14 protein-coding genes are annotated in these 13,451 nt (G+C 65.4%); 3 read left to right on the plus strand and 11 right to left on the minus strand.

Going from position 1 to position 13,451, the window contains the following annotated elements:
- Nucleotides 1-98 precede the first annotated feature (98 nt).
- The 6 genes from PMI15_RS13890 to PMI15_RS13915 form a co-directional block, all read right to left on the minus strand.
- A complete protein-coding gene (locus tag PMI15_RS13890) occupies nt 99-662 on the minus strand; it encodes a DUF4124 domain-containing protein (RefSeq protein ID WP_007869922.1) in 564 nt (187 codons plus the stop codon).
- A 71-nt stretch (nt 663-733) separates the two neighbouring features.
- The gene (locus PMI15_RS13895; protein WP_007869924.1) at nt 734-1,234 is read right to left on the minus strand and encodes an SRPBCC family protein; all 501 of its coding nucleotides are present in this window, start codon (nt 1,232-1,234) and stop codon (nt 734-736) included.
- Nucleotides 1,235-1,467: 233 nt separating this feature from the next.
- Entirely contained in the window at nt 1,468-2,382 is a 915-nt protein-coding gene (locus tag PMI15_RS24825) for a helix-turn-helix domain-containing protein (RefSeq protein ID WP_007869928.1), read from the minus strand.
- A 209-nt stretch (nt 2,383-2,591) separates the two neighbouring features.
- Nucleotides 2,592-2,987: a nuclear transport factor 2 family protein gene (locus PMI15_RS13905; RefSeq protein WP_036839052.1), complete on the minus strand. Its 396-nt coding sequence runs from the start codon at nt 2,985-2,987 to the stop codon at nt 2,592-2,594.
- Nucleotides 2,988-2,991: 4 nt separating this feature from the next.
- The gene (locus tag PMI15_RS13910) at nt 2,992-3,891 is read right to left on the minus strand and encodes an MBL fold metallo-hydrolase (protein ID WP_007869933.1); all 900 of its coding nucleotides are present in this window, start codon (nt 3,889-3,891) and stop codon (nt 2,992-2,994) included.
- A 65-nt stretch (nt 3,892-3,956) separates the two neighbouring features.
- Nucleotides 3,957-4,592, minus strand: a complete 636-nt coding sequence (locus PMI15_RS13915) for a DsbA family protein (protein ID WP_007869937.1) — start codon at nt 4,590-4,592, stop codon at nt 3,957-3,959.
- A 76-nt stretch (nt 4,593-4,668) separates the two neighbouring features.
- On the opposite strand from PMI15_RS13915, the gene PMI15_RS13920 reads away from it, so the two are divergent.
- Nucleotides 4,669-5,628: a LysR family transcriptional regulator gene (locus PMI15_RS13920; protein ID WP_007869940.1), complete on the plus strand. Its 960-nt coding sequence runs from the start codon at nt 4,669-4,671 to the stop codon at nt 5,626-5,628.
- A 3-nt stretch (nt 5,629-5,631) separates the two neighbouring features.
- Here PMI15_RS13920 and PMI15_RS13925 read toward each other — a convergent pair whose 3' ends face one another.
- The 3 genes from PMI15_RS13925 to PMI15_RS13935 are packed head-to-tail and all read right to left on the minus strand — an operon-like array spanning nt 5,632 to nt 8,237.
- Nucleotides 5,632-6,093, minus strand: coding sequence for a DUF2917 domain-containing protein (locus PMI15_RS13925; RefSeq protein WP_007869945.1), 462 nt, complete (start codon nt 6,091-6,093; stop codon nt 5,632-5,634).
- A gap of 32 nt (nt 6,094-6,125) precedes the next feature.
- A complete protein-coding gene (locus PMI15_RS13930; RefSeq protein WP_007869949.1) occupies nt 6,126-7,952 on the minus strand; it encodes a BTAD domain-containing putative transcriptional regulator in 1,827 nt (608 codons plus the stop codon).
- A 9-nt stretch (nt 7,953-7,961) separates the two neighbouring features.
- Entirely contained in the window at nt 7,962-8,237 is a 276-nt protein-coding gene (locus tag PMI15_RS13935) for a DUF4242 domain-containing protein (protein WP_007869951.1), read from the minus strand.
- Nucleotides 8,238-8,451: 214 nt separating this feature from the next.
- On the opposite strand from PMI15_RS13935, the gene PMI15_RS13940 reads away from it, so the two are divergent.
- Complete coding sequence (locus PMI15_RS13940) at nt 8,452-9,867, plus strand: MipA/OmpV family protein (protein WP_007869963.1); 1,416 nt, start codon at nt 8,452-8,454, stop codon at nt 9,865-9,867.
- Here the strand turns inward: PMI15_RS13940 and mnmA are convergent.
- Complete coding sequence (gene mnmA / locus PMI15_RS13945) at nt 9,846-11,084, minus strand: tRNA 2-thiouridine(34) synthase MnmA (RefSeq protein WP_007869966.1); 1,239 nt, start codon at nt 11,082-11,084, stop codon at nt 9,846-9,848. The genes PMI15_RS13940 and mnmA overlap by 22 nt on opposite strands.
- Nucleotides 11,085-11,284: 200 nt before the next feature.
- Here mnmA and PMI15_RS13950 point away from each other — a divergent pair, with 200 nt between their 5' ends.
- Nucleotides 11,285-12,886, plus strand: coding sequence for a glucan biosynthesis protein D (locus tag PMI15_RS13950; protein WP_036839060.1), 1,602 nt, complete (start codon nt 11,285-11,287; stop codon nt 12,884-12,886).
- Here PMI15_RS13950 and PMI15_RS13955 read toward each other — a convergent pair.
- Entirely contained in the window at nt 12,880-13,404 is a 525-nt protein-coding gene (locus PMI15_RS13955; protein ID WP_007869972.1) for an NUDIX hydrolase, read from the minus strand. The two genes, PMI15_RS13950 and PMI15_RS13955, sit on opposite strands and share 7 nt — an antisense overlap.
- Nucleotides 13,405-13,451 lie beyond the last annotated feature (47 nt).

Below are 13,451 nucleotides of genomic sequence, written 5' to 3' on the forward strand. Positions count from 1 at the left end.
GGGTGCTACTGACGTTCATCTTGCTGTGAAACAAGGTATTTGGAATCGCCCGGGGTTTATCAAGGCTGGTGGGGTCGGGAAAATCGCGCAGTGCTTGCCTACTTGATGCACGCCAGGAAGTGGTTGTTGCCGTTGGACATGCACTGGTAGAAGGCACGATCCCTGCCCGTGGCGGACTGGCAACTGGCCAGGTTGGTCTCTGCCTTGGCGCGCCGCAACTTGGCGGCATTGCTGTCGTAGTCCGCCTGGGTGATGTAGCCGGTTCTCAGGTTCTTGGCGCTCACTTCCAGCGCCGTATCCGCCTGGTCCTGTGCATTTCTGACCGCGCTGGCGCAGTCCAGCGGCACCTCCTTGGGGTCTGCTTTCCGCAGGGCTTTCTCCATTCCTTTGGCCAGGTCCTGCACGTCTTTGGGGATTTTCTTGGTGCCGTCGGCGTTGTATTCCGTGGCCCGCACTTTGCCGTTGTTGTCGCCGCCAAAACTGCTGTTGCTGTGCAGCTTCAGTGCCTCACTGGGTTTATCGTTGGCGGGCGGTTGCTCGCCGTAGTGGGTTTTACCCTGTGCATCCACCCATTTGTAGACACCCTGGGCGTGGCCCGGAGAGGTAATGAGCAGCAGGGCCAGGCTCAGGCTGAGAAATTGGGGGCTGATGTGCAAGCGCATGGTGGGGTCAAAGATGGAAAAAGTGGAAGTTCATCGGGAAAGCCGCCGTGGTGAAGGGTGGCAATGCCTTGTCAGGTTTCAGCGGGCTCCGCCACCGGATTTTCGAGGGCTTGCTGCAGGCGCTTCATGCCAATGGCCGCCCTTTTGCGCATGACGCGCTTGAACAAAAGCAGGAGCGTGGTTTTGAATAGAAAGCTCTTGTTGCGGCTGAGCATGCGCCATGTCACGCTGCAGGAACCGGCGCCCGTTGCCTGAAAGAGCATTTCCATTCTTGGCATCAAGGGCGGGAACTCGCCCTCGGTAACGAACACCTTGTTGGATTGAGCGTCTTTGACACTGATTTTGATTTTTCTCTTGCCCCTCAGAGGGACGGCGACCGTTTCAAGATATTCCTTGCCGCGCTGGGCGTGCCCAAGCGTGTTGGCTGACTCCATGAATAAAACGCCCGGAAACCACTCGGCGAAATGCTCAAGATTTGTCGCGTACAGGTATGTGGCCTCGACGGATCTGGCAATGGTTGTGGTCTGTTCAGTGAGTAGCTGCAATGCAATTTCCAATTTTTCAAAAAACATCGGGCGCCAAAGCTGCCTGTCACTTGAACTTGCACAGTGCTGAAGCCCCAGTGCTACAGCCGCAAAAGGGGGCATGACCGGAGACCTTTGTCCGCTGGGCAAACAAAAGCCTCGGATGTTACGGAAGTGCGGGGATTCGGTCTTGAATCAAAACGACATTTCGGCGCACCTGGTGGCGCCGGCCGCAAGAATCGCGGGCGCATAGACACGCCTGGGGGCGGGATTCAGGGCTATCAACGCACTTTCAGCGCCTGCCTCAAGCGGTAAGGCCAATAGGATTCCTGGGTTTCAATGGCGCGCTGCAGGTCCGTTGGATTCAGACCGGAGTAGCGTTTCACTTCCCGGCACAAATGCGCCTGGTCGGAGAATCCCATTGCATGGGCGACATCCACCAGAGACGGGCCTCCAAACGCGTTGGAGTCGTGTCCCCGCGTCAATGTGGACTCCATGCGTACCAGCCCACGGATCGCACGCATGGGAAGTCCCAATTGCCCCTTGATGAGCCGCTCCCGTTGGCGCGTGCTTTGCCCAAGGGTTGAAGCGGAGGCACGCAGCGCTACCGCATCGACCCAGTCATTGAACAAGGACAGGCCATCCGGCGGCGTTGTCACCGGCCGCGGCGCACGCACAGGTGTCCAGCGAGGCGTTAAAAAAGCCTCAATGATTTGAATGCGTTCCAGGTCGTCGCCGGCCCGCAGGACGGCAATTGCCATCTGCTGCCAGTCCTTGCCAAGTACGGTTTGCAGGTTCCTGGCCTGGTCAAGCAAACTGGTCACATTCAAATGTGTCAGCGCATGAAATGCATCCGGAAAAATAGTCAGTGAAAATCCAAGGGCCGGGCCGTGGCTTTGCCAAACCGTGGGTTGCGTGCGAGGGCCGCGCAAGACAACCCGTCTTGACGACGGGGGCCATTCGCCATTACCGACAGGTACGGATGATCTTCCACCTTGGATCAACCAAACAATGCTGACCAGCGGAGACACCGGTAAATGACTGAAGCTTTGTTGGGGAGTCAGTTGGGTGTCCAAGGTGTCGCGCACCACATAAGCGCACACGCAATCCGCCAGCAAGGGCGAAGGCAGGAATAGCGATGTGCGCGTGCCGGGGTGTATTGCCCCGTCATCCACCTCAAGATGGTTTATTGCCATGTTTTGCCTTCAACAACGAGGCGATCGACCTCCCGGTGCCCTTTGCTTCCGGTCGGAATTTTAGCGGCTGTCGTCAATGCCGGCGCGCAAATGCGTAGCACCCGATTCGATCAGCTTGTTCAGCACACGCACATCGGGCGCCCTACCAACAGTGTTTTGACCAAGGCTCGCGCTCCGAGAGGAGGGCGGGCTTTTTCTTTTCTTTTTTCTTAGTGGCTACCCATGGCCTGGCGGACCAGCAGCGTGTCCGTGAATTGCTCGAAGGCCACGATCTTGCCGTTTTGCAGATGCCAGATGTGGGCCACACGGGCCCGCATGGCTTTTCCCGTGGCGCGGTAGGTGCCGTGGTAGCTTCCCACCCCGACGATATGCTCGCCGGCGTCGATCAGGCTTTGCAGTTCGAAGCGATAGCCGATCCAGTCCCTGCCCAGTACGGCAAAGACGTTCTCCGCCACCGCTTGCGGCCCGACCCAGGTCCCCGCGCAGGGAAAGCCCGCCATCTCGGTCCAGCGCGCCTGCGGCGACACATGGGCCATCATCGCGTCGAGGTTCCCCTGCGCTGACGCGGCATAGTGCGCGCGGACGATGTCGATGTTCGACATCATGGCCTCAACCCCACTTCATCTCGCCCTTGGCGACCTTGGCGCCAATTTGCAGCGCCACGCCCATGCCGACGTCCGGATAGCGTTTGGTCATGGCCGCGATGAGGGCGGCACTGTCGGCGGCCTTGGCGAGCTCTTCTTCGAAAGCGATGAGGTAGTCGCGGGTGTATTTGATCGCGCTTGCATCCACCGCCGCCGTGACCGCCATATGGCCGGGTACCACCACGGCGGGTTTGCGCGCCGCCATCGCGTCAAGCGCTTTCACCCAGGCGGCACGGCCTTCGGCGCCCTGTGTGTCGGCGGTCCACACATGCACGCCGGAGAACAGCAGCACACCGCCGAAGATGGCGTTCAGCGAAGGCACCCAGATGTAGCGGCGATTCGCAAGGCCGTCGACGTTGGCGATCTCGAGGGCCTGGCCTTCCAGGGTCAGGCTCCGGCCGTCGAAGGCTTCGGGCATCACGATGTCGGCCAGGGCCTGCGGGCCGTTTTCCTTGAGCTGGGGGCCCCAGGTCGCCAGCTTCTTTTCCACATTGCCCTTGATGGCCGCGATCGTGGCCGGCGCGGCGATGACCTTGGCATCGGGAAACGCCGCCTTGATGGGCGCGAGGCTGAAGTAGTAATCAGGATCGCTCTGGCTGATGTAAATGGTCGTGAGTTTTTTGCCCGTGGCCTTGATGGCCTCGGCCAGCGCTTTGCCGTTGGGAAGCGTGAAGCCGCCATCGATCAGCACGGCCTCGCGCTCGCCGGAGATGAGGACCGGGGCGCGGAAGAATCCATGCTCGCCGGCTGGGAAATGTTTCCAGGTCAGGTTGGTATTTGCAGCCATGGTGCTTTTCACTCCTAAGATGGCCGTCGCGACACCCGCGGCGGCTACAGTTTTGATGGCTTCTCTTCGTGTGGTCATGGTTCGCTTTCTTACGGTTGACACTAAAAGGGGTTCTCCGGGCGCGCTTGAGTCAGGCGCCTGGCTCAGGCCTCCAGCTCGCTGATCAGTGCACGGGGGGTGGCATAGAACGCCGTGTGATTGACGATCCAGCGCCTGGCACCCGAGTCGGCAATCAAGGTCGGCACGCCGCGGGCGCCGAATTCCTGCATCAAGGCCTGTGCCTGGCGGGTACGGGCCTGGTTGGCCGCGAGAAGATCCGGACCGGGCTGCGTGAGCATTTCGGCGGCCTGCTGGAGGCCCAGCCCTCGCAAAAGGCCGGCAAGGGTTTCCAGTGAGGTCACGTCCTTGCCGTCCACATAGCGTGCATGCTGTATGGCCTTGAGGGCTTCCAGCTCCCTGGCCGGCGCAGTCAAGGATACCGCCGTCAGCGCCACGGTGGCCGGGCCGCTGTCGAAAAGCCGCTGGCGATCACCTAGAACCTGCTGGCGGTACTGTTCGCTGAAGCGCTGCCCGGTCAGGCGCTCTATGCGCTGGTCGTTGGACCAGGCGTAGGCGGCGAACTCGCTGTCCATGGGCCTTGCGCCCGCGCCCGAGAACAGCCCGGTCGGCAGCAATTCGACGCTGACAGCGGGAACTTCGCTCAATGCCGAGAGCGCTGGCGTGGCGCCGTAGCACCAGCCGCACAGCGGGTCGAACAGGTAATGCAGGGTCTTGTTCATAGGCTTCTTGCGTCAATGGAAGCGATGGTAGGCACTCTGCATTGACTGTTAAAGACATCCCTGATAAACACTATGTATGTTTAAAGTAAACAATCACGACGACAGCGGCCTCGCGGGGCTGGGAAACCTGAGGCGCCTGGCCTACTTCGCGGCGGTGGTGGAAACCGGCTCTTTCACCGCGGCGGCGGATCGCCTGGGCATCACCAAGGCCGTGGTCAGCCAGCAGGTCGCGCGGCTGGAGCGCGAGTTCCGCACGTCGCTGCTGGTGCGCACCACGCGCAAGGTGCAGCCCACCGAACTGGGCCAGGCCTTTTACCTGCGTTGCGCACTGATCCTGCGCGAGGCCGGGAATGCCTTCGACGACCTGGCCGAAACTTCGGCGGAGCCGTCCGGCATGCTGCGGCTCACCGCCCCCTTCGACTATGGCGTCGGTGTGGTGGTGCCGGCCATCGCCGCCTTTACCCGGCGATATCCCGCGTGCAAGGTCGATGCGGTCCTGAGCGACCAGACGATGGACCTGATGTCCGGCAACTTCGAACTGGCAATCCGTGTCGGCTGGCTGGCTGAAACCAGTTTGCAGGCCCGAAAAATCGGCGCCTTCCGGCAACTGCTTGTGGCGCCGCCGGCCATGAAGGCCCAAGTGGCGCGGCTCACACGTCCGCAAGACATCGCCGATCTTCCCTTCGTCGCCAACACCGCCTTGCGTGACCACCTCGCCTGGAATTTTTCGCTGAGCGAGACAGAGCGCGAGGCCGTGACTGTGCAGGCTTCGATTTTTCTCGACGCCACACTGGCCGTGCGCGAGGCCGTATGCCAGGGCGCGGGGCTCTCGGTGCTACCCGACTATGCGGTGGCCGGCGACCTTGCGGCCGGCCGTCTCATCGAGGTCCTGCCGCAGTGGCAGCTGCCTTCGGGCGGTATCCACGCGGTGTTTCCGGCCGCGCGCTTTCGTCCCGCCAAGGTCCGCGCCTTTGTTGACCTGCTGGCGGACAGGGCGCAGCAAGGGCAGGCCGTCAGCGAGGTTAAGGAAGGCTGAGTTTCAGCAGCGCCGGCCCGGCTCCCGCGCCCGGCCGCCTTCGAGCGCAACGAACAAGGCAGGGCCGCCGCTGATTTCGCCATCCCCGCGCGCGCGCCTGGCAGCCGCAGCCGCCTGGCGCGCCAGCGCCGCGAAGCCGCGGGCCGCCACAAAAGCCAGGAAGGCCGCGCCGCTCAAGGGCCGGGCCAGCAGGGCGCCGGCCAGGCCCGGGCGGCAGGGCTCCCAGTGCAGGCTCACGCCCCGCGCGCTTTCCGCGGGCTCGATCACCGCGTTTTCGTGGTCGCCAAGGCGTACGCGCTGGCCGGCAGCGATGAAGTGGTCGCCGGGGTCCTGGCCCCGCGTGAGCCAGAGCCGGCCGCGCAGCACCGTCAATTCGCCGCCGCGCCGCGGCAGGCGCAGCGCCTGGCCGGGCAGCAGGCGCCGGGTTCCGCCGTGAAACACGGTGTCTTTGGGTTTCGTCTTCATCATCAAGCTCTTGGGGGGTGTCGTCGCTGCTGTCAAAGCCCGGCGAGGGCGTGCAGCGCGGGGTTGTCGATCTGGCCGGCGAGCAAGCCGGCCGCGGCCGCGCTCGCGCCGTCGCCCAGCGCGCCGCGGTGCAGGCAGGCGCGCACCGTGAGCTCACGCATGCCGCTGCGCGCGGCCAGGTCCTGCAGCTCGTTGATCCAGGCCGAGGCCTGGGGCATGGCCTCGGCCACCGCGACGCCGCACAGCGCATCGAGCGCGTAGCCCTTGCCCCACAGGTAGGCGTCGGGCAGGCGCACGCAGCGCGCCAGCGCGTCGACCAGGATTTCGGCCGCGCGTTGGGGCTCGCCGCGTGCCATCGCCACCCGCCCCAGGCCTCGGCCGGCAATGCCTTCCCAGCAGGGGTCGCCGATCTGGCAGCCGAGCGCAAAGGCATGCTCGAAACGGTTTGCGGCGGCCTCCACGTCGCCGCGCAGCAAATCAACTTCGGCTCGCAGCGATTGCGGCCAGGGCACAAAAGCGGTCCAGCCCGGCTGGGCCAGCGCCACCGAGCGGTCCAGGGCGTCGGCGGCGGCGTCCAGCTCGCCGTGCAGCAGCAGCGCGCGCCCCAGCATGGACAGGGCGTAGGCGAGTTGTTTGTGGTCGCCGGCGGCGGCGCCCAGCGCCTCGGCTTCGCGCAGCAGGCTGATGGCGGCCGCGTAATGCGCGGTGTCGCTGAGCGCGCTGCCGTGCACGGTGGCGATGCGCGCCTGCTCCGTGCGGTCGCCGCCTGCCAGCGGCGCGGCGCGCTGCAGCCAGGCCAGCGTGCGCTCGTAGCGGCCGCGCAGGAATTCCACGTAGCCGAGCTCGCGGCAAGCCGCCGCGGCGAGCGCCGGCGAGGCGTCCCGGCCCACCTCCAGTGCTTCGTGAAGCGCCGTGGCGCCTTCCTCGTCGCGGCCGCGGGCGGCATGCACCAGCGCGCCACCCAGGGCCACGCGGGCACGCGCGCGCAGCGCCGTGTCGCCGGTGGCGTCGGCCTCGACAATGGCGCGGCGCAGGCATTGCAGTCCGGCGTCGAGCGCTCCGGCGCCTATAGCGGCCTCCCCGGCCTCCAGCTGCGCCAGTGCCGCGGCGCGACCGGTGGCCGGTCGCTCGGTGGGCGTCGCGGTGGCGGTGCGCAGGGCGGCATCCAGTGTGGCGCCCGGCTGCACGCCGAGTTCGCGCTGGAACAATTCACGGCAGGCGGCGGCCTGGCGTGCCGCGCCCACGCCGTCGCCGCAAGCGGCGAGGCTGCGCACCAGCAACGCCTGGTAGTTTTCGTCCAGCGGGTTGTGGCGCACCAGCCGGCCGGCCAGTGTGGCGGCTTCGGCCATGGCGCCGGCCGCCAGACGGGCCAGCGCGGCCTCACGCAGCACGGCCTCGGCGGCGGCCTGAAGGTGGCGGCGTTCCGTGGCGAGCCAGACCTCGAAGGCCGGGCTGCCTGAAAAATTCATGCCTTCGAGCAGTTCGCGGTCCAGGCCGGGCACGCACAGGGCTTGCGCCCAGCTTCCCGACAGCACGGCCCCGATGTCGACGTAGGTCGCGGGCGCCAGCGCAAGCGCCAGCAGGTCGCCGCGCAAATCCGCGCTGCCCAGCAGGCGCCGCAGTTCACTGAGGTTCCAGCGCAGGGCGGCCAGCGGGTCCTCGGCATCCTCGAACAGCAGTCCCGCCAGCTGCTTGCGGCTGACCGGCGACTCGCTGCGCACCAGGTAGGCCAGCAGGCCCCAGACCTTGTGGCCGCGCGGCGCCGGCAGGGGCTTGCCGTCCCGCTCCACGCGCGGCGGGCCGAGCAGGTGGATGGCAAGCCCCAAAGGCGGCATCTCGTTCGGGGCTTGCGCAGCCATGGGTGGGCCTCAGGCTTCGGCGGTGGTGGGGTCTATGACGCCGGTGACCCGCGCGACGGAGTCCGCCGGGAAGCCGCCCCTGCGCGCATGTTCCCTCACGAGTTCCTCGCTGGCCGCGTTGTAGACGCAGTACATCTTGCCTCCCGTCAGGTAGCTCTGCACCCACTGCACGTCGGGGCCGAGTTCGCGCAGCACGCCGCACGATTTCTGGGAAATGGAGTGCAGCTCGGCTGGCTTGAGGGCGCCGAGTCCGGGGATGGCACGTTCGATCACGAATTTGGGCATAACAGGCTCCGTTGAGTTAAGGGAGACCCGACGATAGGCAGTGTACGTGTGAGCCGGCGTGTGAGGGTAAAGCCTCGCATGGAGATAAGCGCCTATCCGATCTGTGCCTGTTTTCTTACAAATCGGCCAGGGAAAATGCATTGTTCGTGGATAGCATCGGAGTGTTTGCCGCGCCTGCCCGGGCGCGGCCGGCATCCAACACCTAAAAAAAATGATGAATCGTTTCCCTCTGCTCCCTTTGCCGCGCGGCATCCTGCGCGGTTTCGCCCTTGTGCTGAGCGGCCTGTGCGCGGCCGCACCGACCCTGGCCGGTGGCAACATCGAGCCGATCACCGACATTCTCCCGGCGACGGGCAGCGCCGGGCTCGGGCTCGTGATGCGCGTCGAGCGCTCGCCCTACAAGGACGCGGGCGCCCGCTACGACCTGTTGCCGCTCTACCTTTACGAAGGCGAGCGGCTGTTCCTGCATGCCAACCGTGGCGGCGTGAAGCTGCTCAACGGCGACGAGCGGCGGCTGGACCTTTTTGTGGAGCAGCGCCTGGAAGGCTTTCCCACCGAGCGCTTGCCGGCCAGCCTGGCCGGCATGTCGGCGCGCGACTCCGCCATCGACCTGGGCCTGGCCTACCGCTGGCGCCAGCCCTGGGGCACGCTGCAGGCCGAGCTGGTGCACGACATCGGCAATACCTACAAGGGCAATGAGTTCCGCCTCGGCTATTCCTATGACTGGCGCTCCGGCCCCTGGATGTTGCGCCCCAGCCTGACGGTGGCGTTTCGCGACGCCAAACTCAACAACTATTACTACGGTGTGCAGACCGGCGAGGCCACGGCGGGCCGTCCCGCCTATGCGCCGGGCGCGGGCGTGCAGACTTCCCTCGGGCTTTACGGGTCCTATGACCTCACGGAGCGCTGGCGCCTGCTGGCCGGCGTGTCGGCGACCTTCCTGGGCAACAAGGTCAAGGACAGCCCCATCGTGCAAAAAAGCGTGCTGCCCGCGGTGTATGTGGGCGCGGCCTACGATTTCGGCGGCCACAAGCGCGAATGGGCCGAGAACGACACGCCCACCTACTTCAAGGTGCTGTACGGCAAGTCCACCGAGGACGGCTGCCACCTGGCCAAGATCATCACGGCACAGTGCCTGTCGACGGCCAAGACCAATTCGACCAGCATCACCGGCATCCAGGTCGGCAAGCCCTTTCTCAACAACGTGAACGGCTGGCCGCTGGACTTCATCGGCTACGTGGGCCTGACGCAGCACAACGAGCGCGGGTTGCAGGCCAACGGCATGCAGCTCGACCTGTTCATGAAGGCCGTGTACTCGGGCTTCCCCTGGAGCCATCGCGTGAAAACCCGGCTGGGCCTGGGCGTGGGGGTGTCGATGGCGCAGCGCGCCCCTTACATCGAGGCTTCCAGTCTGGCGGCCAACGGCAAGCCGGCCTCGCGCATGCTCAATTTCCTGGACCCGACCCTGGACGTGAGCCTGGGCGATTTGATCGGCTACCGGCCGCTCAAGGAAACCTATATCGGCTTCGGCGTGTCGCACCGCTCGGGCATTTTTGGCTCGTCGCGCCTGCTGGGCAACGTCAACGGCGGCTCCAACTACATCTACACCTACGTCGAAACCGCGCTGTGACGCGCCGCGCCGGCGTGGGGCGGCGCGGCCGCCGGCTGGTTCTGCACATTGCTGGCGGTGATCACGCCGCCGCCCAGACAGACCTCGCCCTGGTAAAGCACGGCCGACTGACCGGGCGTGACCGCCCACTGCGCATCGGCAAACGCCAGCTCGCAGCTGTCGCTGGAGGCCTGGCGCAGCTCGCAGGCGGCGTCGGCCTGCCGGTAGCGTGTCTTGGCGGCCATGGCGCCGGGCGCGGGCGGGTGGCCCGCCACCCAGCTGCAGTCCTGCGCCGTCAGCACCGTCGATTGCAGCCAGGGGTGGTCATGGCCCTGCACCACCCACAGCGTGTTGGTCTCCAGGTCCTTGCGCGCCACAAACCAGGGGTCGTGCTCGCCCACGCCGCGCAGTCCGCGCGCCTGCGCGGCCTTGAGGTCGGCACCCTTGGCTTTCACGCCGCCTATGCCCAGGCCCTGGCGCTGGCCCAGCGTGTAGAAGGACAGGCCCACGTGTTCGCCGAGCACGCGGCCCTTGTCATTCTTGATGGGGCCGGGCGCCTTGGCGATGTAGCGGTTGAGGAAATCGCGGAAAGGGCGCTCGCCGATAAAGCAGATGCCGGTGGAGTCTTTTTTCTTCGCATTGGGCAGGCCGATTTCGTCGGCGATGCGGCGCACCTCGGTCTTGTGCAGCTCGCCCACCGGGAACAGCGTCTTTGACAGCTGAGCCTGGTTCAGGCGGTGCAGGAAGTAGCTCTGGTCCTTGGCCGGGTCCAGGCCCTTGAGCAGTTCATGCAGGCCGGTGCTTTCGTTGTGGCGCACGCGTGCATAGTGACCCGTCGCGATTTTCTCGGCGCCCAGGCGCATGGCGTGGTCCAGGAAGGCCTTGAATTTGATCTCGGCGTTGCACAGGATGTCGGGATTGGGCGTGCGGCCGGCCTGGTATTCGCGCAGGAATTCGGCGAACACGCGGTCCTTGTAGTCGGCCGCGAAGTTGACGTGTTCTATCTCGATGCCTATCACGTCGGCCACCGCGGCGGCGTCCACGAAGTCGATGTTGGACGAGCAATACTCGCTGTTGTCGTCATCTTCCCAGTTCTTCATGAAGATGCCTATGACCTCGTGGCCCTGCTGTTTGAGCAGGTGCGCCGTTACCGCGGAGTCCACCCCGCCGCTCAGGCCGACGACGATGCGTTGCCGCTTGCCGCCGTGGCTGTGTATGTTGATTTGCGGGTTGTCCATGGCGCCATTGTAAAAAGGCGAAAGCTTTTGCGCCTGCTTCGGGCCTTACGGCCCTGCTGGCCATGCGGCCGCAGGCTGGCGCTCGCCAGGGGCAAACCGCCGGGCTTGTTGAGCCATTCGGACTAATGTCGACGGCCGCAGCGCGTCGCCGCGGATGTTTCCAGCACAATGGAAAGCCCCTTCCTGCAGGAGCTGCCACTTTGCAACGACGTCAATTTCTTTCCCGCACCGGCCGGGCCGCCGCGGCTGCCGGCATGGCCGCCGGGCTGCCATGGCTTTCGTCCCTGGCCCGGGCCGCGGGCCTCAAACCCGTGGGCAAGGCCCAGGCCTTCGACTACGCGGCGCTCAAGGGCCAGGCGCGCGACCTGGCCGCCAAACCCTACCGGCCCCGGTCGGCGGCGTTACCGGCTGGTATTTCGGACTTGAACTGGGACCAGCACCAGGCCATTCGCTTTCGGGACGACCATGCCTTGTGGGGCGACGACAAACTGCGTTTCGTGGCCAAGTTTTTCCACCTCGGCCTGTATTTCAAGACGCCGGTGCGCATGTACGAAGTGAGCAACGGCCAGGCCCAGGAACTGGCCTATGACCCGGCCATGTTTGATTACGGGAAAAGCGGCGTGCGGGGCGACAAACTGCCCGCCGATCTCGGTTTTGCCGGCTTCCGGCTCAATTTCCACACCGATCCGGTGCGTGACGTGGCGGCCTTCCTGGGCGCCAGCTACTTTCGCGCGGTGGGCGGCGAATGGCAGTACGGCCAGTCGGCACGGGGTCTGGCCATCGACACGGCGCAAACTTTCCCGGAAGAGTTTCCGGATTTCATCGGCTACTGGCTCGAAAAGCCGGACCCGAAGGCGGCTTCACTGACGGTCTACGCCCTGCTGGACTCGCCGAGCGTCAGCGGCGCCTACCGCTTTGTGATTACGCCGGGCGACACGCAGATCATGGACCTGGACGTCGCGCTGTACCCGCGCAAGACCATAGACCGACTGGGCATCGCGCCGTGCACCAGCATGTTCCAGACCGGCGAAAACGACAGGCGTATGGGCTGGGACTGGCGCGGTGAAATCCACGATACCGACGGCCTGGCCATGCACAGCGGCACGGGGGAATGGCTGTGGCGCCCCTTGACCAACCCGGCGCAACTGCAGTTCAACGCCTTCCAGGACGACAACCCGCGCGGTTTCGGCCTGATGCAGCGCGACCGGAACTTTGACCACTACCAGGACGACGGCGTGTTCTACGAAAAACGCCCCAGCCTGTGGGTCGAGCCCAAGGCGGGCTGGGGCGCCGGCGCAGTGCAGCTGGTGGAGATCCCGACCGTGGACGAAACCTTTGACAACATCGTGGCCTTCTGGAACCCCAGGGACAAGCCGCAGGCGGGGCAGGAGTTGCTGTTTTCCTACCGGCTGCACTGGGGCGGCCAGCCGCCCGCCGCGCAAGGGCCGCTGGCGCGCTGCGTGGCCACACGCACCGGCCTGGGCGGCGTGGTGGGGCAAAAACGCACCGCCTACTCACGGCGTTTTGCGGTCGATTTTGCGGGCGGCGACTTTGCGTTGCTCAATGCCGGGGCCCAGGTCAAGGCCGTGATCACCGCCTCGCGCGGCACGGTTGAATTGACGTCGGCCCGGCCGCTGGACGCCATCAAGGGGTGGCGCGCCATGTTCGACTTGCGCCCCGATGGCGAGAGCACGGCACCCATCAACCTGCGCATGCATTTGCAGGTCGACGGCCAGCCCTTGACGGAAACCTGGCTATACCAATGGACGCCGCCACCCGTGGCGCAACGGATTCTTTACTGAGCCCCGCCTTCGCCCAGCGGCGCATGCACGCTGGCATCCGTGGTCACCAGCTCCAGCGGGTAGCGCTTGCCGGCCAGGTAGTCTTCCAGGCAGGTCAGCAGCAGGGGGCTGCGGTGCATGGGCACGCTGGCCCGGATCTCGTCGGCCGTCAGCCAGACGGTGCGCACAATCCCTTCGTCCAGCGCCTGGCCGGGGACGTGGTCGCCGAGCTCGCCGCAAAACGCGAAGCGCAAATAGGTGATGTCCAGCGGCTGGTCCTGGCCGGGCACGGCCCGCTCGAAGCGCGACAAATACACGCCGACGATGGCCGTGGGCTTGAAGTGCCAGGCGGATTCCTCCAGCGTTTCGCGGGCGCAGGCCTGAACCGGGCTTTCACCCGGGTCCAGGTGGCCGGCGGGGTTGTTGAGCTTGAGACCGTCCCGGGTCTCCTCCTCCACCAGCAGGAACTTGGGGACGCCGTCGATTATTTTTTCTATGACCGCAGCGACCGTGACGCTGGGCTTCCATCGATTGTTCATGGCGGTGATTATCCGTGGCGCGCGTGACGGTTCGTCGGGGTATTTTT

Origin of the sequence: Polaromonas sp. CF318 (genome assembly GCF_000282655.1) — a bacterium.
GTDB lineage: Bacteria > Pseudomonadota > Gammaproteobacteria > Burkholderiales > Burkholderiaceae_C > Polaromonas.